Consider the following 25,054-nt stretch of genomic DNA (forward strand, 5'->3'; position numbering starts at 1 on the left):
CGGCCTTCCCTGCGCAGTGGCTTTACGGCTTATGTCGTGCTCTCCCCGGGGAGCGTTGCACTATTGCCCCCGTCGCCTTTCGGATAGCTGACGCGCGCGTCCGGTTGGACGACACGCATCACCGCAAGACTTGGCGCACAGACCCCGGGCGCCAGGACCACACGATTTCGCCGTACGCCGATCACACCGGTCGTGCGCGCGATGACCTTGCTCACGGTTGCCCGCCCTGCAAAACCCTTCGCGCCGATGTGACCCACGTCCACCGCCGCCCGGCCCGCGTTCGTGACGATCGCGATACGCCCCTTTTCGATGGGCCAGGTTGACGCGATACATACGCTCTTTCCGAAATTCGGCAAAGTGGAATATTTTGTGCGTGGTGGGTTGACCTACGGCTCGCGTGTTTTGCCCGCCAGGCAATGCAAGGGATTGTAGCTCTGGTAGCCGGGATACAGCACAGCGCAATCCGCGCCACGGACAGGTGTTGATTTGCCCGACAACCCGCCACATTGGTATGGTTCCTGCACGCAATCCAAGCCTCTGTAGTCTCCAACAAGAAGTAACAATGCCGAACCCGATCTTCCCGAACTCCCGACCCGATCGCATACGCAAGCTTCTCGCCGACCTCGTCTCGTTCGACACCGTCAGCGATCGCACCAACCTGCCGCTGATTGCCCATATCGAGAGTTACCTCGCCGCGTTCGGCATCCAGGGCGAGCGCGTCGTCGACACGACGGGGCAAAAGGCCTCGCTGTGGGTCACGATCGGGCCGCAGGACCGGCCGGGCCTCGTGCTGTCGGGCCATACCGACGTCGTGCCCGTCGTGGGCCAGGACTGGAGCCACGACCCGTTCAAGCTCGTCGAGCGCGACGGCAAGCTCTACGGCCGCGGTACCACCGACATGAAGGGGTTTGTCGCGGTGTGCCTCGCCATGGTGCCGGAGATGGTGGAGGCAAAGCTCGCAACGCCGATTCATCTGGCGATCTCCTATGACGAGGAGATCGGCTGCGTCGGCGTACGGCCGATGCTGCGCGAGGTCGCGAAGAAGAAGGTCAGGCCGCTCGGCGCCTTCATCGGCGAGCCGACCGAGATGAAGGTGATCATCGGCCACAAGGGCAAGCACGGCGTGCGCGCGACCTTCCGCGGCCTCGCCCGCCATTCCTCGATCGCGCCCGACGGCGTCAACGCGATCGAATATGCGGCCGAGCTGATCGTCGAGATCCGCCGCCGCGCCGTGGCGCTTGCGGCCGAGGCTGAACGCAACAGCCTCTACGACGTGCCGCATTCGACGCTGCTCACCAGCATCGTGCATGGCGGCGCCGCGCTAAACATCGTGCCGGATACCTGCACGTTGGATTTCGAATGCCGCGGCATCGGCATCACCGAGTCGCGCGAGGTCACCGATGCCATCGTGGCCTGGGCCAGGGCCGAGATCGAGCCGGCGATGAAGGCGCGGCATCCGGACTGCGGCATCGATTTCGAGGAGATTTTGGACTACCCCGCCCTCGACACGAAAGCCGATGCGGCGATCGTCACGCTCGCAAAAAGCCTTGCCGGGCGCAATGACCACGCCAAGGTCGCCTTCGGCACCGAGGCGAGCCTGTTCGCCAGCATCGCCGACGTCCCCTCCGTGGTGATCGGCCCCGGCGCGATCGCGCAGGCGCATACGCCGGACGAGTTCGTGGAGATGGCCGAGCTGGAGAAATGCGCGGGGTTCGTGGAGAAGCTGATCGCGCATTGCGCGAAGGGGTAGTTGGCGCCCCCAAGTTCCTTGGTCCCGGCTCTGCGGAGCAGCACTTCGTGCTGCGCCGCGTCCGGGACACGAGAGACGTGCATCAGACAAAAGGCGCGGCCATCTGCCGCGCCTTCATCATACCTACACCGCGCCCGCCTTCTGCGCGTATTCCCATGACGCCTTCGACAGCGGCACGGTGCGCTTGGCTGACTCCAGCGCCTTGGCGTTGGCGGCGGTGCCGTCGCGGACGCGGCCGGCGATTCCTTGCGTGATGCCGGCGAGGCGGAACAGATTGTAGGCGAAGTACCAGTTGAGATCGGGCACCGTCATCTTGGTGACGTTGCAATAGATCTGCGCGGCTTCCTCCACGCTCGGGATATTGAGCGCCTTGAGGTCGGCGCCCTCGAGGCCCGGCATGACCCACTGCATCAACAGATAGGTGAAGTCGGCCATGGGATCGCCGAGCGTCGACAGCTCCCAGTCCAGCACGGCCAGCACGCGCGGTTCCGTCGGATGGAAAATCATGTTGTCGAGGCGGTAGTCGCCGTGGACGATCGAGACGCGCGCCTGCTCCGGCACGGTCTTCGGCAGCCATTCGGCAACCTTCTCGAACTCCGGAATGTGCTGGGTCTCGGACGCCCGATACTGCTTGGTCCAGCGGTCGATCTGGCGCGCGAAATAATTGCCGGGCTTGCCGAAGTCGCCGAGCCCGATCGCATTGGGATCGTACATGTGGAGCTTCGCCAGCGTCTCGATCTTGCTGGTGAAGATCTTGCGCCGCGCATCGTTGTCCTGGCTCGGCAGCGTCGGATCCCAGAATACTCGGCCCTCCTCCATCGACATGATGTAGAAGGCAGCTCCAATCACGCCATCGTCCTGGCACAGCGCATAGGCATGCGCGACCGGAAAGCCCTGCTTGCCAAGGGCCGCGATGACGCGATACTCGCGGTCGACCGCGTGCGCCGACGGCAGCAATTTGCCGAACGGCTTCCTGCGCATCACGTAGGAGCGCTTCGGCGTGTTGAGGCGATAGGTCGGGTTGGACTGGCCGCCCTTGAATTGCAGGACGACCAGCGGGCCCTCGAAGCCTTCGACGTTATCGCGCATCCAGGCCTCGAGCCGCATCTCGTCGAAGCGATGCCGCTCCTCGACCGGCTTGGTGCCCGAGAACTCCTCGTCTTTCCTGACGCCGTCGGCCATGACGCTCCCTCTTCAGTCCTGACCTTTTCAGGTCGAGCATGATCCTAATCGGTAACCGCTGACGCACTTGCGTCAAGCGGTCATTGCGAATGGGACCATGCCCTGTCGTTTCTTCAAGCCGGGAGCGCCGCCCGGCTCTCCCTCTTAATGCTTGGGCGAGTTGGCATACTTCCGAACCTCGAGCCTGGCAATGGCGCGATTGTGCACCTCGTCCGGACCGTCGGCGAGACGGAGCGTGCGGATGTGGGCGTAGTCCTTGGCAAGGCCCGCCTCGTCCGACACGCCGGCGCCGCCGAAAGCCTGGATCGCCTCGTCGATGATCTTCAGCGCCATGTTGGGCGCTGCGACCTTGATCATGGCGATCTCGGCCTGCGCGGTCTTGTTGCCGACCTTGTCCATCATGTCGGCGGCCTTGAGGCAGAGCAGGCGCGTCATGTCGATGTTGGTGCGGGCCTCGCCGATGCGCTGCTCCCACACCGAGTGCTCGACGATCTTCTTGCCGAAGGCGGTGCGCGAGGACAGCCGCTTCACCATCTTCTCCAGCGCCTCCTCGGCCTTGCCGATGGTGCGCATGCAGTGATGGATGCGGCCCGGACCGAGCCGGCCCTGCGCGATCTCGAAGCCGCGGCCTTCGCCGAGCAGGATGTTCTCCTTGGGCACCCGCACATTGTCGAGCAGCACCTGGGCGTGGCCGTGCGGCGCGTCGTCGAAGCCGAAGACGGGGAGCATCTTCTCGACCTTGATGCCGGGTGTATCGAGCGGAACCAGGATTTGCGACTGCTGCTGGTGCTTGGCCGCGTTGAAATCGGTCTTGCCCATCAGGATCGCGATCTTGCAGCGGGGATCGCCGACGCCGGACGACCACCATTTGCGGCCGTTGATGACGTAGTGATCGCCATCCTTCTTGATGCTGGTCTCGATGTTGGTGGCGTCGGACGAGGCGACCGCCGGTTCCGTCATCAGGAAGGCCGAGCGGATCTCGCCATCCATCAGCGGACGCAGCCATTTGCGCTTCTGCTCCTTGGAGCCGTAGCGCATGAACACTTCCATGTTGCCGGTGTCGGGCGCGGAACAGTTGAACACTTCCGAAGCCCAGGTGATGCGGCCCATCTCTTCCGACAGCAGTGCGTATTCGAGATTGGTCAATCCCGCGCCGCGGAATTCGTCATCCTCATGCTCGTTCGGCGGCATGAACATGTTCCAGAGGCCTTCGGCCTTCGCCTTCTTCTTGAGGTCCTCCAGGACCGGGATCACCTTCCAGCGCTCGCCGCTGTGATCCTGCTGGTCGTAGATCGGCACCGCCGGACGCACATGCTTGGCCATGAAGGACCGCACGCGATCAAGCCATTCCTTCTGCTTGGGCGACATATCGAAGTCCATGGGACGCTCCTCGTCTCTCTCTTTGCGATCTCGTTTTGCGCCGGACTGTCCTCCCGCATGGCGGGCCCCGCAAGCACGAACACGCGCGTTGCGGGGCGGTTCGAGCTGGCCCGCGAGTTGCGAACGAGTCTCGATTGCGGATTGACTTTCTCCGGCCTTCAAACGATAGTTTCATACAAGTGTTTGAATTGCAACTCCCTCCCCTGGGGGCATCCATGGCCAGCGATCATACGAGGTCTGCCATTCTCGCCGCCGCCGAACGGCTCTATGCCGATCGCGGCTTCGGCGACGTGACGCTGCGCGACATCGTCGCGGAGGCCAACGTCAACCTCGCGGCGGTGAACTACCATTTCGGCTCGAAGGACGAGCTGATCGCGGAATTATTTGTCACGCGCTCGATCGCGACCAACCGCGAGCGCCTCCGCGAATTGAAGGCGGCGGAGGAGCAAGGCGGCGGCCACGCGCCGATCGAGGTGATCCTGCGCGCGCTGGTCGGGCCGACCCTGCGCGGCTGCCTCGGCCCCGAGAACCAGCGCTCGACCGCGGCGCGCTTCATGATCCGCGCCTCGATCGAATCCGTGCCGCCGATCCGCCGCATCAAGAACCGCGAGATCGACCATCTCAGGAAATTCGCCGGCGCGATGCGCCGCGCCCTGCCCGAGCGCAGCGACGTCGATATCTATTGGGGCCTGAATTTCGCGCTCGCCATGGCGCACCATACCATCCGCGAGAGCGAGCGGCTGACGAAGCTGTCGGAAGGCAAATGCGACCTCGATGATGTCGAGGACGTCGTCGCGCGCGTGGTCAGCGTGGCGACGATGGCGCTGACGGCGGGACGCGCCGAGGCGAAGGCGCCGTCGCGGGTGGCGGCGCGTTAGCGTACCGCAGGCGCAACGCAAGAACCCGGCCCCAGGCCGGGTCTCGCGCATCATGAAAGGCTGGTCTGATCAATTCACGCGGCCGGTGCCGCCGAACTTGTAGCTGAAGCCGATCCGCCCGATGTCGTAGCGCTGGTTGCGCGACCACGAGGCGCCGCACGGTCCCCCGCTGGAGCAATTCACCAAAGCGAGATTGAGCTTGTCGGACACCGAACCGACATCGACGTGCAGGTACTCGGACCGCACGATCAGGTTCGGCGACAGCATCAGCTCGGCGCCGACACCTGCGACCCACCCGGTGCTGAGGTTCGAGAAACTCTGAGCGCTCAGGTTATTGGTCCCGTCATGCCCACATCCGTGGACCCGGCAATCGATCGTGATCGTATCGCGCAGATCGGCCAAGGCGAGACCGCCGGTGCCATACAGCAGAACGCGGTCGAACGCGTAACCGAGGCGCCCCCGCAACGTTCCGATGCCCCGCGTTTCGCTTTGGACCGTGACGAAACCGAAACCGTTGTCGCTACAGGGGACGCCGAAGCGATCCGTCTCGCGGCAGAACGAGTAGCCGGACCTGGTCCATTGCCAGTCGCCTTCCAGGCCCAGAACCACCCGCGAGATCTGCCAATTATAGCCGAGATGAACGCCGCCAATGGCGGCGGAGGACGACGGCGCCTGTGCCCCTACCGTCGGACTGTCGTCCTCGTTCTCGAAGAACTCCGAACGTCCGGATGACGTGCTCTGGCCGACGCCACCAACATCGGCGCCGAGATAGAATCCCGACCAGTCCCAGGCCGCACTCGCCGCCGCCCTTGTATGGCGTGGCGCAGGCTCCGTCGGGTGGGCGCCGGCGAGCCCGGTGCAGAGAATGCCCGCAACCGCAATGGTCCCGGCGAGCAATGGCTTCAAAGAACTCCAATTGGACATCGTGCCCCTTCCCCCAATCGGCCCGCGCTGCTTGCGGGCCGGCAATGGATGGAAGTGGCCTAAAGAGAATACGCAGGGTGCGCGTCATTCGACCGGATGACGCTGCCGCTTTGAGCCGGAGTGTTGCCGGCCTGCAATAGCTCCGGCCTCACAGCATCGCGATGCAGTCGATCTCGACGTCGAAGGGGCCGAACCATTCCGGCGTGCAGACGAAGATCCGCGCCGGCGGATCGACCGGGAAGTAGCGGGCGTAGACTGCGTTGAAGGCGGCGAAGTGCCTGGTCGAGGTGCAATAGACGTTGCACTTCATGACATTGTCGAGCGAGGCGCCGGCCGCCTGAAGGCACCGCTTCATCTGCTGCATGACGATCTCGCTCTGCCGCTCGATGGCCATCCCGCCGATCTCGCCCGTGTCGGGGTCGAAGGGCGGCAGGCCTGCGACGAAGATCATGTTGCCGGCGCGCGTCACCGGCGATGTCGGCGCCTTCACGCGGTCGAGAAAGGTCGAGATCGGCTCGACGCGGAGCGCTTCACGTTTCATGGACGACCACCTTCGGCTCGAGCGAGACTGAAGCCTGACTACATCATCCTGCAGCCGGCATGCTTCGCTTCTGATCGAAGTGTAGTCGTGGCGACGGGCTCAAGCCCGCTGCGGCATCTCTTCGGCCTCTTCCTTGGCGAGCAGCAGCAGCATCTCGATGCCCATCTCGCCTTCCTGGGGGGAGCGGATGAACTTTATTTCGTCGGCGCTCTGCCGCAGCGCGGCAACGATGGCGACGGCCTGGTTGGCGGTGGCCGCCTCGGTCGCCAGAATGGACTTCTGGTTCTTGGCCTGGAACCCGATCGTGTAGGACATTCACTTCCCTCCCCGAACTCAAGTGGGGAGATCGAATCAGAGTCGGAGGCGAAGCGGAAGCCTGTGCGACTACGGACCGGAGTTATCTGGGGATTGCCCGCAAGCCTCAGGCAAGGCCCAGCATCGCCCGCGCATCCTCCGCGCTCGCAACGCTCGCGCCAAGGCTCTTCAAGATGCCCGCGGCATGGGTGACCAGCTCGGCATTGGTCTTCGCCAGCACGCCCCTGGACATATAGAGATTGTCCTCCATGCCGACGCGGACGTGGCCGCCGAGCAAATAGGCCTGCGCCACCATCGGGAATTCGGCGCGGCCGATGCCGAAGCCGGACCAGATCGCGCCCGGCGGCAGCAGGCTGCGGGCGTAGAACATGGTTTCCGGCGTCGCCGAGAAGCCGTACTTGACCCCGAGCACGAGCGAGAACAAGCCCGGCCCCTTCAGCGTGCCGTCGGCGAACAGGTCGCGCGCCAGATGGCAGTCGCCGCTGTCGAACAGCTCGATCTCGGGCAGCACGCTGGCCGCCTTCATCCGCTCGGCCATGATGCGGACGTTGCGCGGCGTGTTGATCACGACCTCGCCGCCGGAATTCATGGTGTTGAGATCGAGCGTGCAGATGTCGGGCTTGAGCAGCTCGATGTGCTCGACGCGCTTTTCGGGTTGCAGCAGCGTGGTGCCGGGGCCAGCGACGCGGGGATCCTCGATCGAGGGCACGAAGCGCCCGCCGGGACCGGTGGTGAGATTGATGACGAGACCCTTGTTGCGGGCGCGGATGCGGTCCACGACATCGCGGTAGAGATCGATCTCCATCGAGGGACGCCCCGTCGCGGGATCGCGCACATGGATGTGGGCGATCGCAGCGCCCGCTTCCGCCGCCTCCAGCGCGGAGGTTGCGATCTGCTCGGGCGTGATGGGGAGGTAGGGCGACTGCTCGGGTTTGGTGAGGTTGCCCGTGATGGCGCAGGTGATGATGGTTTTGCCTGATGTCATGGAATTCCTCCGCTTCGCAACTCAATGAGTCTAGCTGAATGCGTTGCCGCAGAGTAGCTGCGCCCCCTCGCCCCGCTTGCGGGGAGAGGGTTGGGGTGAGGGGGACTCTCCGCAAGTACGGTGCGAGTTGGACTCGTGGAGAGTCCCCCTCACCCGGATTCGAGCTCCGCTCGAATCCGGCCTCTCCCCGCACGCGGGGAGAGGCGAAGACAAACCTAGATAATCCCCTGCGCCTTCAACTCCTCGATCTTCGCCGCATCATAGCCGAGCTTGCCGCCGAGCACCTCCTGCGTGTGCTCGCCGAGCAGCGGCGGGGCGCGATATTCGGTGATGGGGGTGCCCGAGAGGGTCAGCGCGTTGCGGATCAGCGACAGCTCGGGCTCGAACTTGTGCTCGGTCTTCACCCGCATGCCGCGCGACTGGACGTGCGGGTCGGAAAACACCTGCTCGAAATTGTTGATGGGGCCCGAGGGCACGCCGGCCTCTTCCAGCTTCTCCAGCCAGTAGGATACCTTCTGCTTCAGGAACAGGCCGGCGAAGATCGCCATGATCTCCTTGCCGTGCACGACACGGTCGTTGTTCTTGATGAAGCGCGGATCGTTGGCCAGCTCGGGCTCGCCGAGCACGGCACAGGTCTTCCGAAACTGGCCGTCATTGCCGACCACCAGCATCAGCTCGCCGTCGGTGCAGCGGAACACGCCGGCCGGCATGCCGCCATTGCCCCAGGTGCCGCGCCGCGGCGGCGTCTTGCCGTTGACGAGATAGATCTGCAGCCAGTGCGACAGCGAGGCGATGACGGTGTCGAACAGGCAGACGTCGATGTGCTGCCCCTCTCCGTTGTTGGCGTCGCGATGATAGAGCGCGGAGAGAATACCGATCGAAGTGTTCATGCCGGTCATGTAGTCGACGATCGACGGGCCGACCTTCATCGGGCCCTCGCCCGGCTCGCCGTCCATATGGCCGGTGACGCTCATGAGGCCGCCCATCGCCTGCAGGATGGCGTCGTAGCCGGCGCGCGGCGCGTAGGGACCGGTCTGGCCGAAGCCGGTCACCGAGCAATAGATGATGCCGGGATTGATCGCCTTGATGGTCTCGTAGTCGAGGCCGTAGCGCTTGAGATCGCCGACCTTGTAGTTCTCCATGAAGACGTCGACGTCCTTGGCGAGCTCGCGGATGATCGCCTGTCCCTCGGGCTTTGCGATGTTGACCGTGACCGACTTCTTGTTGCGGTTGGCGCAGAGGTAGAAGGAATTGTTGTTGTTGGCCTTGCCCTCGGGATCGCTCAGGTAGGGCGGGCCGAAGGCGCGCGCGTCGTCGCCGGTGCCCGGCCGCTCGATCTTGATCACGTCCGCGCCGAGATCGCCCAGCATCTGCGCCGACAAAGGCCCGGCAAGGACGCGCGTGAGGTCAAGGATCTTGATGCCTGAGAGCGGCAAGGCCGACATATCGGTTTCCTCCGGGGAACTGGTGTTGGCGCGGCGGCTCCAGCCAAGCCGCGCTCCCTGCGGATACACCATTTTGGGGTTCTGAGCACTGCACTGGCGGCATACGGCTATCTCCTGCCGGCTCAGAGGCGGTCGCCGTCCGCAACTTTCCGCGCCGCGATATTCCCCCCGGCCGGCTCAAGTCACGGCAGCCACCACTCGCGGCCGGCGGCGGCCGAGCAGAACCAGGATCAGCACCGTCGCGCAGGAGCATACGAAGGTGAGACCGAGCGCGCCGCGGCTGCCGAATTCGGTGAGCAGGCCGACGAGAAGCGGCGGCGAGATCGCGGAGGCGAGATTGAGCGGCAGCGCGATCATCGACATCGCCTTGGCGAATTCGGCCTGGTCGTAGAACACCAGCGGAATGGTGGCGCGCGCCACCGCCATCGCGCCGCTGCCGGCGCCATAGAGCAGGATGAAGGCCGCAACCGCCCAGGTCGCGCCTTCGCTCAGCATCAAGAGCAGCATGGCCACGGGCAGCGCCGTGCCTGCGACGAGCCCGGTCGTGATGCCGTCCCACCGCCCGCCGCCAAGAAAATCCAGCCCGCGGGCGCTGACCTGGATCACGCCCAGCATGGAGCCGAAGGCGAGCGCCTGCGCCGGCGCCAGTCCCTCGGCCCGGAGCAGCTCGATCAGGATGGCGCTGATGCCGAAATTGACGAAGGCGTTCAGCGTGATCACGCAGACGACGAGACCGAAAGTGCTTCTCGGAACCGCAGGCGGCGGTGTGGCCCTGGCCGACGCACCGTCGTCGTCAGGCGCAATTTTCCGACGGGGCGCGAGGATCGCATAGAGCGGAAGGTTGATGAGGAGCATCATCGCCGCATAGACGAGACAGGTGCCGCGCCAGCCGAGATGCCCGCTCAGGAAAGAAGTGGTCGGCCAGAAAATGCTGCTGGAGAGCCCCGTCACCAGCATCAGCCCGCCGATGGCATTCTTGGCCCCGCGCCCGGCGACCTCGTTGAGCATGATGTACGCGCCGGTCGAGAGCGTGGCGCTGCCGCCCATGCCGAGAATGACCCAGCCGGCGAAATAGAGCAGCGGCTCGCGCGCGAAGAACAGCACGATATAGCCGGGCGCGGACACGATCGTGCCCACCATCATGACCTTGCGCGCGCCATGCCGGGCAAAGGCCCTGGCGAGCCACGGTGCGCACAGCCCCATCGTGACATAAAGCACCGAACTGCCCGCGAACACGCCCGGCAGGCTCATGCCGAGACCGTCCGCAAGCTCGCGCCCCACCACGGCCGGAAGACCGATCGTACCCCATCCGATGAGTTGGGTGATGGCGAGCACCAGCAGGACGCCAATCAGCCTGCTGTCAGATTTCAAGAACCGCATTCCAAACGTTCGCCTGCCCGGCAGGCGCAGATCGCGCCGGCACGATCAGTCTTAGCCGGAGACTCAGCCTGGGGACATGTCGGTTCTGAATGGCAAGGCAGCGCTGGCCGCAGGGCGGCGTTCGATTGGGTCCGGAATCGCAAGCGGAGCTATCCCTCCGTAGCCATCCTTCGAGACGCCCGCACTTGGCGGGCCCTCAGGATGAGGACCGGGTGCGGGGCAGTCGTTTCGACGAGCACCGGTGCGGCTTAGCCTCATCCTGAGGAGCGCGCCCTTGCGCGCGTCTCGAAGGACGAGGCGCGCGCGATCATCCTGCCGATCAGCGCTCACTCCGGCGGATTGAACGTCCGCACGAAATAGACGGGCTCGCGACCCTTCTTCAGCCGATAAAGCTGCGCCGGACGGTTGGGGCCGCGGCGCATCTTCGCCACCGGCTCGATCATGTCGGCCGACAGGATGCGCGTGCGGAAAGCGCTCTTCTCCAGCGGACGGTCGAGCACGATCTCGTAGACCCGCTGCAGATCCGGCAGGGTGAACTCGGCCGGCATCAGATAGGCCGGCAGCGAGGTGTACTCCACCTTGTTGCGCAGGCGCTGGATGGCGGTTGCGAGAATCTCGCCATGGTCGAAGGCGAGCTTCTCCTTCAGCCTGCCGCCGGAGAACAGAAACCAGCGTGCATCCGCAGCGAGCTCGCCCGCCTTCTCCGGGATCAGCGCGAAATAGGCGTGCGTCGCCGACCAGCCGCGCGGATCGCGCGTCGCGCTTCCCCAGCTTCCGAGCTGCTCGAGATAAGGGCTGGTGACGCCGGTCTTCTCGCGGAGCTTGCGGGCGGCGCAGGCCGCGAGATCGCGGTCCTTCGCGACATCGACGAAGCCGCCCGGCAGCGCCAAGCTTTCCGGAAACGGCTCGCCCTCGCCGGCCGGCCGCCGCACCAGCAGCACCTGAAGGCTGTCATCCCTGATCGCGAAGATCACCACGTCGACCGTGGTCAGGGGGCGCGGAAAGTCCAAATCTCCAGATTTTCCAACGCTTTTGCCAGTCGCCTCCCCTGCCATCGCCCACCTCCCTTGTCCGGCCTTGACAGTAGCACAGTTAGTTGTACAGTCCAACTTACTTAGTTGCCCAGACACACTTATAGACAGCGATCGGAGAAGGCCATGTTCGGCGTCAGGTTCATCAAGGCTCAGCCCACCACCTATCTGATGAAGTACCGCGCCGGCGCCGTCGTCGCCGAGGGCGCCGGCCTGTCCGCGCTCTACTACGCGCCAGTGACCATGCTGGTCGCCGTGCCGATCGGCAGCCGCGACGCCTCTTTCATCTTCGAGCAGACCGCGCGCGACTTTCAGACGCTGACCGTGCAGGGTCAGGTGACCTATCGCGTCAGCGACCCCAAGAAGGCGGCATCGATGCTCGACTTCACGCTGAAGGCGGACGGCAAGACCTATGAGAGCGACGATCCGGAGAAATTGCCGGAACGGATCCTCGGCACGGTCGAGGTGCTCGCCCAGCAGGCGGTGAAGGAGCTGACGCTGAGGGAGGCGTTGCAGGCGTCCGACCGCATCGCCGACATCATCGCGAGCGGATTGAGGGCGCGCGCCGACATTGCTTCGCTGGGCCTCGAAATTCTGGGCGTGTCGGTTCGCGGCATCAGGCCGACGCCGGACACCGCAAAGGCGCTGGAGGCGCAAGCGCGCGAAGCGATCCTGAAGAACGCGGACGAGGCCATCTTCGCCCGGCGCAATTTCGCCGTCGAGCAGGAGCGCGCGATCCGCGAGAGCGAGCTCGACACCGAGATCGCGGTCGAGCAGAAGAAGCGGTCGATCCGCGAGACCCAGATGGACGCCGAGGCGAGCGTCGCCGCCAAGCGCAACGAGCTGCGCGAGGCCGGCATGGCCGCGGACATCGTGCTGGAAGGCAAGCGCAAGGATTTCGTCGGCCTCAATGCCGAGAACACCAGGACGCTGGCCGACGCCGAGGCCTATCGCGTCGGCGCGCTGATGAAGATCTTCGAGGGCGTCGACACCCGCGTGATCCAGGCGCTCGCCGCAGCCGGCATGCAGCCGGGCCAGCTGATCGCGCAGGCCTTCTCCGGCATCGCCGAAAAGGCCGAGAAGATCGGCCAGCTCAACGTCTCGCCCGACCTGCTCAGCCAGCTCCTGGAGAAGCCGAAGCCGACGGAGGCCGCCAATGCCCGCCGCCAATGACCGCAAGATCGTGCTGGTGACGCGCAAGACCAGGCTGGAAGACCTGATCGCGCGCCACCTCACGGCGTCGCAGGCGCGCTTCTATGTCGAACATCTCGGCGCCGACTTCTCCGACTACGAGCGCGAGCACGAGGTCTACAGGGCGCAGCGTCACACCACGGTGCAAGTGCTGGAGCAATGGGGGCGCTATCAGGTGATCGACCGCGCTTTTCTACCGAACTTCATCTTCGCGCCTGATGACATCGTGGTCGCGCTCGGCCAGGACGGCGTCGTCGCCAACACCGTGAAATATCTGAACGACCATCCGCTGATCGGGCTCAACCCGGACCCCGCGCGCCACGACGGCATTCTGCTGCCCTTCGCGCCGCGCGACCTCGCAAAGCTGCTGCCGGAAGTCGCCGCCGACAAGCGGGGCAGCCAGGCCGTGACGATGGCGGAAGCGCGGCTCAGTGACGGCCAGGTGCTCTACGCCGTCAACGACCTCTTCATCGGCGCGCGCACGCATGTCTCGGCGATCTATGAGCTTGCCACCGGCGACGCCACGGAACGGCAATCCTCGAGCGGCCTGATCGTCTCGACCGGCCTCGGGTCAACCGCCTGGTTCAAAAGCATCGTCACGGGCTCGCTGGCCATTGCCGGCAGCCTTGGCCGGCCTCCCCCGCTGACCGGTTACGAGGCGCTGCCCTGGGATGCGCCGGAGCTGCGCTTTGCCGTGCGCGAGCCCTTCCCCAGCCGCCATTCGCAGACCAATCTCGTCTGCGGCCGGCTTGCTCCGACCGAACAATTGCGCATCCGCTCCTTGATGCCGGAAAACGGCGTCATCTTCAGCGACGGCATCGAGGCCGACCGGCTCGATTTCAATGCGGGCGCCGAGGTTGCGATCGGGATTGCCGCACGGCGCGGCCGGCTGATCCAGTGATGGCTAGATGCCGAGCGCGTTCTCGCCGGCTTCGCGGCCGGGCACGCTGACCTGGACTTCATGTCCTTCACGAAGCGCGAGAGATGCGGCGGCGACGGCCGACTCGAACGCAGCTTCCTTGGTGGCATGGGTATTCCTGACATCGCCGTCGTGCAGCACGCCCCATTGGTCCCGCACCGGCACGATGGCATATTGAGCAAGGCCCATTGTCCACTCCTGGCTTTGAGCTTCAGAAGAACGTCCGTTCGACAACGCGCGCGCGGGCTCAACGTTGCGTCAGTTGCGGATGTGCGGCGGTGACGCGCCAGACCGTGTTGCCGCTGTCGTCGGCGACCAGCAGTGCGCCCGACTTGTCGATGGCAACGCCGACGGGCCTGCCGCGCGCCTTGTTGTCGCTGTTGAGGAAGCCTGTCACGACGTCCTGCGCCGGTCCGCTCGGCTTGCCATCAGTGAAGGGCACGAACACAACCTTGTAACCGTTGAGCACCTGCCTGTTCCAGCTGCCATGCTCGCCAACGAAGGCGCCGCCGCGATAGGCCGCCGGCAGGCCAGTGCCGGTGTTGAAGGCCATCCCGAGCGGCGCGACATGCGAGCTCAGGGCATAGTCCGGCGCGATCGCCTTGGCGACGAGATCCGGCCGCTGCGGCTTGACGCGGGGATCGACGTGCTGGCCGTAATAGCTGTAGGGCCAGCCGTAGAAGCCGTCCTTCACCGAGGTCATGTAGTCAGGCACGAGATCGGGACCGAGTTCGTCGCGCTCGTTCACCACCGTCCACAGCGCGCCGGTCTGCGGCTCGAAGCTCAGCCCGTTGGGATTGCGCAGGCCGCTCGCGAACACGCGCCAGCGGCCGCTGGCGCGGTCGACCTCGAGGATGGCGGCGCGGTTGTGCTCGGCCTCCATGCCGTTCTCGGTGATGTTGCTGTTGGAGCCGACGCCGGCGTAGAGCTTCGAGCCGTCAGGACTGGCAACCAGGCTCTTGGTCCAGTGATGGTTGATCGGCCCGCCCGGCAGCTCCGTCAGCACTGTACCCGCTGCGGTGATCTTGGTATCGCCTTCCGTGTAGGGATATCGGACGATCGCATCGGTGTTGGCGACGTAGAGCTCGTTGCCGACCAGCGCGATGCCGAACGGCGAATTGAGATGGTCGAGGAAGACGCTTTGCGTCTCCGGCACGCCGTCGCCATTGCTGTCGCGCAGCAGCGTGATGCGATTGCCGGGGCCGGTGTCGTCGCCGCCCGAGGTCGCCCAGGACTCGATATATCCCATGACGATTTCCTTCGGCCGCTTGATCCCCGCCCCCTTCGGCGCCTTGGATTCCGCCACCAGCACGTCGCCGTTGGGCAGCACGTAGATGAAGCGCGGATGCTGCAGGCCGGTCGCGAAGGCCCTGATCTGCAGGCCGTCGGCCACACCAGGCGTCTCGTCCTTCTTCCAGCCGACGATGCGCGCGATGTGCATGGGCGGCAGCAGGTACTGCTGAATGTCCGGGAGCTTCGGGTTGGCGCCGATCTGCGCCTTGGGATCGCCGCTGCCGTCATCGCAGCCAGCCAGAAGCAGCAACGAGCAGCACAGCAGCGCGCGTCCAATCGAGAATGTCATCGCGCAACTCCCACGCCGTGGCGATAGACCAGCGCCCAGCCGAGCCAGCCGGTGACCGGCAGGATCAGGACGGTGATCACGGACAGAACCAGCCCGGTCGGCCACACCGAGGTCCAGGCGTCGCGGGTGTGGATCAACGCATTGACGATGGCGAGCATCAGCGCGACGGCGTTGCCGATCAGGTGCGGCCAGGCCGGCGTCTGCGCCCGTACCAGGCGATTGCCGAGGAAATCGGTCAGGCCCGCGATCGCGGCCAGCACGCCGAAGACGACGCCTGCGAGCAGCAGCCAGGCGGAAAAATCCGCCCACATGATCTCGGCACTGGCGACATAAGCGATGTCGGTGAAGAGCGCGCCGATGAAGCACGCGATCGGGATCGGCACCAGCATCGGATGAATCGGATGACCCGCGATCTGCGCGGTGGTGCGCACGCGCACGTCTTGTTGCACGGTTTGGCCTCGTGACTATCGGTCCTGCCCGACCGGCCAACTCGTGCGTGGTGCGATGGTTCCTAGCGAATCCGCGCCGCCCCGTTCCGACGCGCGTGGACGGCACTCATCGCGGTGGCGATATCGGCGATCTCCCCGACCGCGATGGCCCTAGATGCGCGTCAGTCCGAGCCGTTCGCGGACCTCGTCATCCTCGATCAACTGATCGAGGCGCGCATCCTTTCCGGCGTCCTTGCCGGCGTCCTTGCCGGCCTCGAGATCTGCCGCGATCGTCTCGAGCGTTCGAAACGCATCGCCCGCGCTGGCTGCGGCGTCAAGGTGAGCAATCGACTGACCGTTGACCGTGAGATCGGCCTCGCCCCACGGCGTGGTGTCGATCTCCAGGCGGTCGCCGCCGGCCTTTGCGATGAAGTGCTGGACGGTGGATTTGGAGGTCGGTAGGGAAAGGTCCGGCGTCCAGTCGATAGGCTTGTTGGTCATGTGTATGTCCCGAAGCTGCGACCAATGGATAGACCATCCGACACGAGGGACATTGACCTGGATCAGGCTTGCGGCGGGCGATTCTGGACGCAGCAAACTCTGCACGACTACTTCTCGAGAAGTGTCAACCTACTTCAACCGTCTTGCGGAACGATCGGACACACAAACCGGATTGGCCCGTTGGGTCGATGCCCCGCCGGCGGCATCTCTATCTTCATTTCGATTACCTCGTCGAACGCAATCGTAGGTTCGAGACTAGAGGCGATCTCAGCCAGCCCAGATTTGAAAGGCGTTAGCGGTTGCCCGATTGATCTCAAAAATCTGACTGGCATTGGAGATATGACGTTCTGCTTGTCTCCAATCGCCTGATGCACGAGATCATAGAAGCTCTCCCTAAACGCCTTATGCGCATCCGCAGGGATCAGAATGCCAGTCAGCGATATGGCACGAGCGTGCAGCGGCGCACCTTGGTCTGCGAACTTCTCGTCCATGAAAAGGAAATTCGTGGTCATGATCCACTTGTAGGCAGATCCTCCTCTGCCCTCTCCGATCCTCCGACCTCTGCGCCTCCTTGACACGCCACATGAGTGCCAGGCGCAGCTTGCGCGGGAACGGATCTTAGCAACTTACTGATTTCAGGGATCTATTCGCTAATGGAATCTCAGTCGAAAAATGCTACATTATTGATATGGATAGGGTAACCGCCCCTTCGACCGCAGAGCACATCCGAACGCTAGCCCGGACGCACCAGGTTACCTACTCGGAGGGTCCCAACGACCGCTTGGCCCACCATATTTCGCGCTTGGCCGGGGATAGGGTCGAGCTGGACGAGATTGAGCGGCTACTCATTGGTCTCGTGCGAGCGGGCCGGATTACACGCCCGGAAATGATCTTGCTTCAAGCTGCCTATTTGCGTGAAGCCCAGCCGTGACGTTTGATCCGTTCGGCGACTTCGAGACGCGCGGATACCTGCGCAACCTTGCCCAAGAGAAAGATCCGGCAATTATACGGAGGCTCGAACACGCCTCCTTCACGACCGGCATCGACGATGCGTTCGCGGCCTTCAGAGGAAGAAGGCCCTGACCTACGCGGACGTTACAAGCACCCACAAGACGCTCTTCGACGTCATGTACCCGTGGGCGGGGTCAGGATCGCGCGACGACGGCACCGGATATCGCCGTGAGCCGCGGTGGCGTTTTGTTCGCGCATCCCAAGGACATTCGGAACGCGATCGAGCATGCTTTGAAGCTGGGCAACGATCCCAAGACCATGCGCGAAAAGCCGGGCGAGGTCATGGGATATCTGGCCCACGGCCATCCGTTCTTGGATGGCAATGGGCGAACAATCATGGTGGTCCACTCCATACTGGCGCAACGTGCCGGCTTCAGCGTCGATTGGGCTTCGACGGACAAGACTGAATGCCTTCAGGCACTCACCAAGGAACTCGACGATCCCGGCAAAGGCATCCTCGACAAATATCTCGAACCCTATATCCGTCCGGCGGTGATTGATCTCAAAGAGCACATCAACGCTGCCAAGGGGCTCGACGGCGGCAGGGGTGAGCAGGACACCGTTCGTGGAAGCAACGAAGATCCGGCGGTGCAAGCCGAGTACAAGCAGCAACAGCGCAAACGGGACGAGCATAGCAAACGCGCTTGACCATTGGGTCTCAGACCAACAAAACCGTTCCAGCACCGCCTTGTAATTTCCAATCAGATTGCCCCGGAAGCCGCACCGCGTGTTCCCTTCGACGGTTGAGGCATCACGTTGAGGATGAGTTTATTTTGGACCGCATCACCTGCTTCCTTAGGGGCGGCTGGAGCGGGTGAAGTGCTCCAATGGAGCGGGTGATGCGCTCCATCGGGTACGGATAACGTATTGAATCTATCAGCGTTATTTGGTCTTTGCACGAAAATAGTTGTCGTCCAATTTCCGGTAGTTGGACAGATTGTTGGACGTTCGTGTTGGACGTTTTGACGGCCCTAGCCCGGGGGCTCAATCGCCTAAAAGCGGAAGCAAAGATGTACGACCACCGGCCACGACCGCACCGTGGATCGCCCAATTGAGAAGGGAACCACCCGCGAACCCTGCGCCCGCTACTAGCGACGTGATCGACAACCACGCCGGCACAATCATCCGCATTGGATACCGCCAAACCCGGTAATCTTCGCTGAGAAGTTGCTCGTACGACATCCGGCCATCGAGAAACGCTCTGCTGCCCTTTTGCCACTTTCCCTTGTAGGCATAAGTTCGGGCGATCCGCATGAGCTTTACAAAGCTCACAGAGATTATGGATACAAACAGCAGCGGGAGGCCGATCGTCGTTCCAAACGAAGCTGCCAGAGCAGGAATTCTGTACAGCAAGCCGAGCCACGCGACCACAGTGCCCGTGCTGCTCAGCACCACAAAGGCCTCGGCGTTGTATTCCGCGCGCTCGACGGCTTCGATGTAATATTGCTCACGTTTGTTGATTACATCGAAGATCGCTTTCGAGAAGTCATTAGGTTCCGGCTCCTTCCACTGGGTCGCCTTGGCGGCCTTTTGCTCAGCCTCGCCGAGTTCTTCGCGATACTCAGAGGGGGAGCGCGCCAGAACAAATGGATACACGTATCGTCGTGTTGCACCAACCATATGAGGCACAAACAACGCCTCCAAGAACGATCGCCAAACGATCTTAAAAACGATGCGCACCTGCCGCCAGGTCCTCCGGAACATCCTTCGTACCAGATTGGTTGTCACGGACATTATTCTCTTACTGATCGGGAATTCGTTCGGCATGCCGTCGCCCTTAGAAACCATCATAGAAAATCGATCGCGAGGTCAGGGAAGCTTTGCAAGGGTTGCCCCGGTCCCATAGAGCGGCGGCTGATAATCTGCCTTCGATACCGTATCGAACGGGCAACCGCCGTTCTCGTAAAAATGCCCAATCATTGCGTCTGTCTGGACTCCAAACGCATAGCCATTTTTGTGAAGTGCATCGAGCAGGATGTTGAACACTTCATTCCGGTCGCGACGGGTCCAAGAGGCCGAGCGAGCAAAGTAGGGGTCCAATTTCGTCTGGTATTGTTTGATCGTGGCCATGTCCATCAAAGTTTCGCGAGTGAGACCCGCCTCGCGCGCCCATTGCGCCAGATGCGTCATCATGGCCCGCTCGGAGGCTCCTTCGCCGACAGCACAATAATTCACCTGATCGCGCATCAACTGGATCATGGCGTCACGAACAGACGGCCCCTTGCCCATCGCCAAGAACATGGTTCGGTTCGGAAGCGTGGGTCGAACCGGTCTTGCGGGCTGCCATACCGGTGACGGACTAGCGGAAGGGATACCCGAGATTGGCGGTGCGACAGGTCCTGATATTGGCGGTGCAACCGGTGGAGCGGGTGTCGTGTCACCGGAGATCGGCGGCGCGACAGGCGCGGGCCGGATCTCCGGAAAAATAGGGTTGATCTGCCGCGGCGGTGGCGCTGGGGCAAACCACGACGACCATGCCCACCAAGCCGCCCCTAGGACGCCAATCCCGACCAGCACTCGATAGATAATGTCGAGGCGAAGCGCTGCCCGGGCCGCCGGTTGAGAAGCAACAGCCGGCGACGTCGACGGCAGGGCTTGACCAGCTTCGTATGGATCAGGCGTGATGAGTTCAGCCGACCAATTCAGGAATTTCCCTCTCTCGGCATCACTTCGAGGCCTTCGCCCAACAGTTTCGAGAACTTCGTTGAGCGTGAATTTCGGTAAGTGTACGAATGCTTCCCAATACGCAGGCCGCCACGAGGAGATAGCGTGAAGGCCGCGAAAGAAGAGCAACTGGCTGTTGGGCGCGAAGCGCCGGACCTCGTCGGCCGTAAGCAATTTGCGCTCAGTTTTACCAAACGTTGTAGTGCGCGAGTCGCCGAAAGTCTCAGTGTGGGTACCGCCCTGGGTTCTTGTGAACCCCTTCGTGGAGGAACTAGGACCCGGGCCAGTTGGTGCTGATGAACCTTTCGACCACGTATTGCCGACGTTATCGGCAAAGCTTTGCCCGTTATTTTCTGACACACCGTCCGATATCGTTTCCACGGTCGCACTGCCTGACATGGCCGAGACGTACTCGGCCGTAAACATGTCACTGACGGCGAAGAAGCGCTGGAATGAGTTGTTGATAAACGATTCCCAGCCCTGATTATAAACGCGGGCAAGCTGGCTGAAATCCTGGACCGCTAGGGTGTATTTGACGTCGTAGCCGCGCGATACGGCGATGTCGTTGAGAACGAACGTCATCTCGCCAAGATTGGCAAACTCGTCGATCACGATATGGCGCCACCGTCTGGCGCCGCCACGCGCAGTATTTGGGCGATAGCGTCTGAAACTTTTTGCGAATGCGGTCACACAGAGGCGCAGCCAAAAGCGGTGCGTCATGAAAAAGTCCGGCGGAATAACAACGAAATACTTGTTTCCGCCGAGCGCGGCTTCACGCATGTCGAGGCTCTTCCCGCGGAGCACTTTGGCCATCTGCGGGCTATCGATCCATGCCGTGTCGCGTTCAACACTGCTGATGATTCCGGACTGCTCGCGCTCTTCGCGGTTCAGAATGGCGCGGAAGCCGCGCTTGATGGCGCCGCCCGCCAATTCGCTTTCCATGGAGCCGAAGAGGAGCTCGGCCAGCGTTTCCTGCTTTTTGCCTTTGTATGCCTTCGGCATTTCAAAGGGCAAGGTCACGATCTCGCGAACGCGGATCAGATCGCGCCGTGATGCTTCCCGGGGATCGAGCGCAACAAACAAGAGGACGGCAGTCAGATAGTTTCGTGCGGCGTTGTCCCAATGCTGATTGTCGGCCCCGGACGAAAGCACCATGGCGTCAGCCAGTGCGCGGGCATCGTCAACATAGTTGGGGTTATCCGCTGTAATCAGATCGAGAAAGTTGAGCGACGCGGTATTGCCAGTCCCGACTTCATCCCAAGGATCGAGCAGAAATACCTTTTGCTTCGATGCAAATGCCGGCTGGAGCACTGGACCAATCGCTTGCGCGATCTCGCCCTTGGGATCGATGACGACGATGGAGCTCTCGGGATCGCTCGCTATCAAAAATGGCGCGATCGCCGTGGTGAACTTGCCTCCGCCCGTACCCGCGACGATCAACTGGTGGAGGTCGCCATTGTACCGGATGGGCTCGAAGTTGTGCTTATTCTCCCACCACAGTCCGACATACATTCCGGAATCTGAAAAGAGGCCAGCGTCGTTGGCCTCCGACCGGGTCGCCCACCGGGCGGTCCCATGCACCGACATGCCTGATCAACGCCGCCTGCGGCGTCTCCCCCATTGCCCTGGGGCGTAGATTGGCAGCACGGCAACTGCATCGCTATAGAAATTTGCAGCCGGCGGTTGCGCCGCACAGCACGCCGTGAAAGACTGCCGCACATATTTTGGATGGTGATTTTCTGGAGCCGCCGAGGTGGCGATCTTCAGCCTCAATCATAGTTTTATCGGCCGCAGCACCCATCCTGCGGGCGCCGCCAGCCTTTACGCGCGCTACGCCACTGGCCAGGACCGCTGCACCGAGATTATCAGCCAGCGCATGCCGGACGAGCGCGCCAGCATGATGAAGTGGCTGGACCAGCAGGAGCAAGGCGACCGAAAGAACGCTCGCGTGATCGATAAGGTCGTGGTGGCCCTGCCCCTGGAACTGTCCCACGACGAAAACCTCAGTCTTCTCCAGAACTTCTGCGAAAGAATGACAGAAGGCCGGGCCTCATGGGCGGCGGCTATCCACGACGGTCCCAAGGATCACGATAACCCGCACGCTCACATTATCTTCCGGGACCGCGACCCGGAAACCGGCAAGCGGGTCATGCTGACCACCGAGCGTGGCAGTACCGAACGCTTCCGGGAGGGTTGGGAGCAGGAAGCGAACATTTCACTTGAACGGGCCGGCCATGACGTCCGGATCGACCGGCGAAGCCTGGCCGGCCAAGGCATCGATCGCGAACCAGAGCTTCATGTGGGCGCGGGAGCCGGTAAGCTCGCCGAAAAAAGCCACGAGTTCCACAGCAATCAGAAGGAAGTTACCCGGATTATCGACGGGCGACGGGAAACCGTCACCGTCAACTATCCGGCTATCGATCAGGGATTGACCCGTTTCGAGGCTAACGAGGCGCGTAAGGCGCGCAACGAAGAGCGTGAACTTTACGAGCGCAATATGGGCCCCGAGAATCTGCCCTATGGCGATCCGTACCAAGAGCGGCAGGCTAAGCTCGATGCCATCCACCAAAACGACCTGAAGCTTGAGTACCTCTATCAGATGATGGTGTCCGATGACGCCGACATCTCCCCGTTGGCGACCGACGCGCTCTTCGAAACGGCGTTGGAGCACTACCGAGAACATCATCAATTCCGGGAATGGGATACGGAAGTCTCACGCGGTAGCGAAATTGGATTGCCCGGACGAGGCGAGAAAGGGCCTCGCCGCGATGGCTTCGATCTGATGGGCGGCGGAGGACTGAAGATATTGGGCCGTATCTCAGAGTCCCTTGAGACGCTGATTGACGGACCCAATCACCGGAAGAAAGGCGAGGAACGCGAAATGGCGGAAGAACGGAAGATCGATCCTGTTAGACACGTCGAGCAGCAGCAGCGGCGCGAGGAAATGGAGCAGGCTCAGGCGCGCAAAGCCGAAATGGAAGCATACTTGCAGCAGCGGGCCGAGGCCCGAGGAATGGATCGTGGACGTGGCCGCTAAAAATTCTTGGAAGCAAGCGCCTGAAGGCGGCGTGACCAAATCTTTGATAGCTTGAAAATGTAACAGGCAAGCCATGCGCTGTCTGACGGACAGCGCGCTTGGCAAGGGGCTGGCGCCCCGTTGCATCCCCTTTGACGGTCCATCGCATGCTTCATGCGAACACTACGAGCCGCCGGTTTCGCATCACGTTTCGCCTCTCGGCGATTGAGGATCGTGCGGTGCGCGACGCCGCCGATCGCGCCGGTCTCGAAGTATCGAGCTACGTGCGCGCCACGGTTCTTGACTCCAAGCCGTTACGTTCGGCACGCAAGCCTTCGGTTGAAACCGCCCTCCTCGTGAAGGTTCTCGACCGTCTTGGCAAAATTGCCTCAACCATACGCGCTCTTTCTCTGATCTTCTCTGCCCAGTCCGGGCAAGCCATGCCCGTCGTTGAACGAGATTTGTCTCGCAGCTTAGTCGAGTTGCGCAAGTTACGGCCGGAGCTACTCGCGGCGCTTGGCAAGCGCCCTCCTGCCACGTGATTATCAAGGGCCAGGCGCGGGGACGAGCCGCCCAACTTGCAGCGCACCTCCTTGCCGCCGACGAAAACGAGCGTATTCGCCTGTTTGACGTGCGGGGCACCCTCGCGCGGGACGTCAAAGGCGCACTTGTCGAAATGGAGGTGCGCGGATTGGCCGCCAAGACAAAACGGCCGCTCTACCATGCATCCATCAGCCCCGAAGCCAGCCGCCCGCTCGATGACCGGCAGATCAGGCATGCCGTCGACACCCTCGAAGAAAAGCTGGGATTGCGAGGTCAAACACGCCTCGTGGTTACGCATCGCAAGAAAGGTCGCGACCACGTTCACGTCGTCTGGTCGCGGATTGATTCAGAATCCGGGACAGCGATTGCGTATTCGTGGAATTACCGGCTGCACGAGAGCGCCGCACGCGAGCTGGAAGCGGCATTCGGCCACCGGCGCATACCCGGTTCTCGCGAGAAGCGGGTGGAGCGGCGCAGACGCAGATCCGAAGCCGGTTACGAGCTCCGCCAGCAGGCACGTTCTGGTGTGGCACCCTCGGCAGTAACGTTCGAAGTGACCGCGCTCTGGAGTGGGTCGAGCAACGGTGCGGTCTTCAAACGGAAGCTGGAAGAAGCAGGCTACACGCTCGCCCGCGGCGACAGGCGGGTTTTTGTCATCATCGATCGCGCCGGCAATGTGCATTCTCTTGCACGGCGTATTCAAGGTGGGAGCACGGCCGCGCTCCGGAAGCGGATGGCCGACGTCCCGTTGAGCGATCTTCCCTCGGTTTCCGCTGTACGCGAAGATCAGCGCGAGCGACGCGTAGTGGGGGACAGAAAGCATAAATTCGCCCTCGCCTCCCGTGAGACCACGCAACGGAGGATCGGCAAGCGGACAACGTCTGATCGAGCGCATCGATACTTCCGACCGAATATGGAAGGCATGATTTCCGTCAAAACCGATGGCTTCGTTCAGACACCGGCCCGGCGGCGTTGGTCCGGCACACCGCTGTCCATCATCGTCTACCGTTCCGCTCGCGCGGCACTATTCGCCGACTTCGCAACCAGATTGGCCGCGGCGCGGCGTTTTCTCCGAGGGGATCAACTCATTGCCGCCATCGTTGCTCTACAGGCAGAACGCAACGTTGCGCTCGACCGCCTCCAGGAGCTCCAGCCTTGGCGGAAGAAGCGGGAAGGCACCGCGAGGCAGCCGCGGCGCCTACGCCGGCTCACCGCCTACCGCATACGCAGGAAACCATTCGGCTTAAAATAGCCCGCGGCCAAAATCGTTTCATTTCAATGCGATCGCCGTAAATTAAGGGTTTTTCAGCGCCATTTTCGTAGTCTGAGGCTTATTTCCCCGCCTTATCCGCGGGCAAAGACATATGCGCAAAACGAATTTTTTGGAC

At 62.8% G+C, this 25,054-nt stretch carries 24 protein-coding genes; 8 read left to right on the top strand and 16 right to left on the bottom strand.

Annotated features, from left to right (window positions below; translation table 11 throughout):
* The first annotated feature begins 562 nt into the window (after window positions 1-562).
* Window positions 563-1,750 (top strand): acetylornithine deacetylase, encoded by a 1,188-nt coding sequence (argE, locus tag Q0743_RS13355; RefSeq protein ID WP_298242002.1) that lies wholly within the window; start codon window positions 563-565, stop codon window positions 1,748-1,750.
* 123 nt (window positions 1,751-1,873) lie between these two features.
* Here the strand turns inward: argE and Q0743_RS13360 are convergent, their stop codons facing one another.
* Together Q0743_RS13360 and Q0743_RS13365 are read right to left on the bottom strand one after the other, a co-directional pair.
* Window positions 1,874-2,932, bottom strand: coding sequence for a phosphotransferase family protein (locus tag Q0743_RS13360; RefSeq protein WP_298242003.1), 1,059 nt, complete (start codon window positions 2,930-2,932; stop codon window positions 1,874-1,876).
* Between the two features lie 144 nt (window positions 2,933-3,076).
* Complete coding sequence (locus Q0743_RS13365; protein WP_298242004.1) at window positions 3,077-4,312, bottom strand: acyl-CoA dehydrogenase family protein; 1,236 nt, start codon at window positions 4,310-4,312, stop codon at window positions 3,077-3,079.
* 215 nt (window positions 4,313-4,527) lie between these two features.
* Here Q0743_RS13365 and Q0743_RS13370 point away from each other — a divergent pair, with 215 nt between their 5' ends.
* Window positions 4,528-5,190, top strand: coding sequence for a TetR/AcrR family transcriptional regulator (locus Q0743_RS13370; RefSeq protein ID WP_298242005.1), 663 nt, complete (start codon window positions 4,528-4,530; stop codon window positions 5,188-5,190).
* 69 nt (window positions 5,191-5,259) lie between these two features.
* On the opposite strand, the gene Q0743_RS13375 is transcribed toward Q0743_RS13370, so the two are convergent.
* From Q0743_RS13375 to Q0743_RS13405, 7 genes are all read right to left on the bottom strand, one after another.
* On the bottom strand, window positions 5,260-6,114 hold the full coding sequence (locus Q0743_RS13375) for an outer membrane beta-barrel protein (RefSeq protein WP_298242006.1): 855 nt from the start codon (window positions 6,112-6,114) through the stop codon (window positions 5,260-5,262).
* Between the two features lie 148 nt (window positions 6,115-6,262).
* A complete protein-coding gene (locus Q0743_RS13380) occupies window positions 6,263-6,655 on the bottom strand; it encodes a RidA family protein (protein WP_298242007.1) in 393 nt (130 codons plus the stop codon).
* Window positions 6,656-6,754: 99 nt separating this feature from the next.
* Window positions 6,755-6,970, bottom strand: coding sequence for a hypothetical protein (locus Q0743_RS13385; RefSeq protein ID WP_194402831.1), 216 nt, complete (start codon window positions 6,968-6,970; stop codon window positions 6,755-6,757).
* 106 nt (window positions 6,971-7,076) lie between these two features.
* Window positions 7,077-7,955, bottom strand: coding sequence for a 3-keto-5-aminohexanoate cleavage protein (locus Q0743_RS13390; protein ID WP_298242008.1), 879 nt, complete (start codon window positions 7,953-7,955; stop codon window positions 7,077-7,079).
* Window positions 7,956-8,170: 215 nt separating this feature from the next.
* The gene (locus Q0743_RS13395) at window positions 8,171-9,400 is read right to left on the bottom strand and encodes a CaiB/BaiF CoA-transferase family protein (RefSeq protein ID WP_298242009.1); all 1,230 of its coding nucleotides are present in this window, start codon (window positions 9,398-9,400) and stop codon (window positions 8,171-8,173) included.
* 177 nt (window positions 9,401-9,577) lie between these two features.
* The gene (locus Q0743_RS13400; RefSeq protein WP_298242010.1) at window positions 9,578-10,780 is read right to left on the bottom strand and encodes an MFS transporter; all 1,203 of its coding nucleotides are present in this window, start codon (window positions 10,778-10,780) and stop codon (window positions 9,578-9,580) included.
* 326 nt (window positions 10,781-11,106) lie between these two features.
* Entirely contained in the window at window positions 11,107-11,835 is a 729-nt protein-coding gene (locus Q0743_RS13405) for an NUDIX domain-containing protein (protein ID WP_298242011.1), read from the bottom strand.
* A gap of 102 nt (window positions 11,836-11,937) precedes the next feature.
* On the opposite strand from Q0743_RS13405, the gene Q0743_RS13410 reads away from it, so the two are divergent.
* Together Q0743_RS13410 and Q0743_RS13415 are read left to right on the top strand one after the other, a co-directional pair.
* Complete coding sequence (locus Q0743_RS13410; protein ID WP_298242012.1) at window positions 11,938-12,984, top strand: SPFH domain-containing protein; 1,047 nt, start codon at window positions 11,938-11,940, stop codon at window positions 12,982-12,984.
* Window positions 12,968-13,903, top strand: a complete 936-nt coding sequence (locus Q0743_RS13415; RefSeq protein WP_298242013.1) for a sugar kinase — start codon at window positions 12,968-12,970, stop codon at window positions 13,901-13,903. The genes Q0743_RS13410 and Q0743_RS13415 overlap by 17 nt, the downstream gene beginning before the upstream one ends.
* A 3-nt stretch (window positions 13,904-13,906) precedes the next feature.
* On the opposite strand, the gene Q0743_RS13420 is transcribed toward Q0743_RS13415, so the two are convergent.
* From Q0743_RS13420 to Q0743_RS13440, 5 genes are all read right to left on the bottom strand, one after another.
* Window positions 13,907-14,110, bottom strand: coding sequence for a hypothetical protein (locus Q0743_RS13420; RefSeq protein WP_298242014.1), 204 nt, complete (start codon window positions 14,108-14,110; stop codon window positions 13,907-13,909).
* 58 nt (window positions 14,111-14,168) lie between these two features.
* A complete protein-coding gene (locus tag Q0743_RS13425; RefSeq protein ID WP_298242015.1) occupies window positions 14,169-15,503 on the bottom strand; it encodes a sorbosone dehydrogenase family protein in 1,335 nt (444 codons plus the stop codon).
* Window positions 15,500-15,952: a DUF2231 domain-containing protein gene (locus Q0743_RS13430; RefSeq protein WP_298242016.1), complete on the bottom strand. Its 453-nt coding sequence runs from the start codon at window positions 15,950-15,952 to the stop codon at window positions 15,500-15,502. Before Q0743_RS13430 ends, Q0743_RS13425 begins: the two co-directional genes overlap by 4 nt.
* A 150-nt stretch (window positions 15,953-16,102) precedes the next feature.
* Window positions 16,103-16,432, bottom strand: a complete 330-nt coding sequence (locus Q0743_RS13435; protein ID WP_298242017.1) for a hypothetical protein — start codon at window positions 16,430-16,432, stop codon at window positions 16,103-16,105.
* A 134-nt stretch (window positions 16,433-16,566) separates the two neighbouring features.
* Window positions 16,567-16,944 carry a hypothetical protein gene (locus tag Q0743_RS13440; protein ID WP_298242018.1) on the bottom strand — a complete coding sequence of 126 codons (378 nt, stop codon included), beginning with the start codon at window positions 16,942-16,944 and terminating at the stop codon, window positions 16,567-16,569.
* 667 nt (window positions 16,945-17,611) lie between these two features.
* On the opposite strand from Q0743_RS13440, the gene Q0743_RS13445 reads away from it, so the two are divergent.
* Window positions 17,612-18,091 (top strand): Fic family protein, encoded by a 480-nt coding sequence (locus Q0743_RS13445; protein WP_367184895.1) that lies wholly within the window; start codon window positions 17,612-17,614, stop codon window positions 18,089-18,091.
* Between the two features lie 336 nt (window positions 18,092-18,427).
* Here Q0743_RS13445 and Q0743_RS13450 read toward each other — a convergent pair whose 3' ends face one another.
* On the bottom strand, window positions 18,428-19,210 hold the full coding sequence (locus Q0743_RS13450) for a hypothetical protein (RefSeq protein WP_298242019.1): 783 nt from the start codon (window positions 19,208-19,210) through the stop codon (window positions 18,428-18,430).
* Window positions 19,211-19,252: 42 nt separating this feature from the next.
* Window positions 19,253-21,694 (bottom strand): type IV secretory system conjugative DNA transfer family protein, encoded by a 2,442-nt coding sequence (locus Q0743_RS13455; RefSeq protein WP_298242020.1) that lies wholly within the window; start codon window positions 21,692-21,694, stop codon window positions 19,253-19,255.
* A 166-nt stretch (window positions 21,695-21,860) separates the two neighbouring features.
* On the opposite strand from Q0743_RS13455, the gene Q0743_RS13460 reads away from it, so the two are divergent.
* From Q0743_RS13460 to Q0743_RS13470, 3 genes are all read left to right on the top strand, one after another.
* On the top strand, window positions 21,861-23,144 hold the full coding sequence (locus Q0743_RS13460; RefSeq protein WP_298242021.1) for a MobA/MobL family protein: 1,284 nt from the start codon (window positions 21,861-21,863) through the stop codon (window positions 23,142-23,144).
* A 146-nt stretch (window positions 23,145-23,290) separates the two neighbouring features.
* Window positions 23,291-23,665 (top strand): hypothetical protein, encoded by a 375-nt coding sequence (locus Q0743_RS13465; RefSeq protein WP_298242022.1) that lies wholly within the window; start codon window positions 23,291-23,293, stop codon window positions 23,663-23,665.
* Window positions 23,662-24,918: a relaxase/mobilization nuclease domain-containing protein gene (locus tag Q0743_RS13470; RefSeq protein ID WP_298242023.1), complete on the top strand. Its 1,257-nt coding sequence runs from the start codon at window positions 23,662-23,664 to the stop codon at window positions 24,916-24,918. Before Q0743_RS13465 ends, Q0743_RS13470 begins: the two co-directional genes overlap by 4 nt.
* Window positions 24,919-25,054 lie beyond the last annotated feature (136 nt).

This window comes from uncultured Bradyrhizobium sp. (assembly GCF_936943645.1).
Taxonomy (GTDB): domain Bacteria; phylum Pseudomonadota; class Alphaproteobacteria; order Rhizobiales; family Xanthobacteraceae; genus Bradyrhizobium.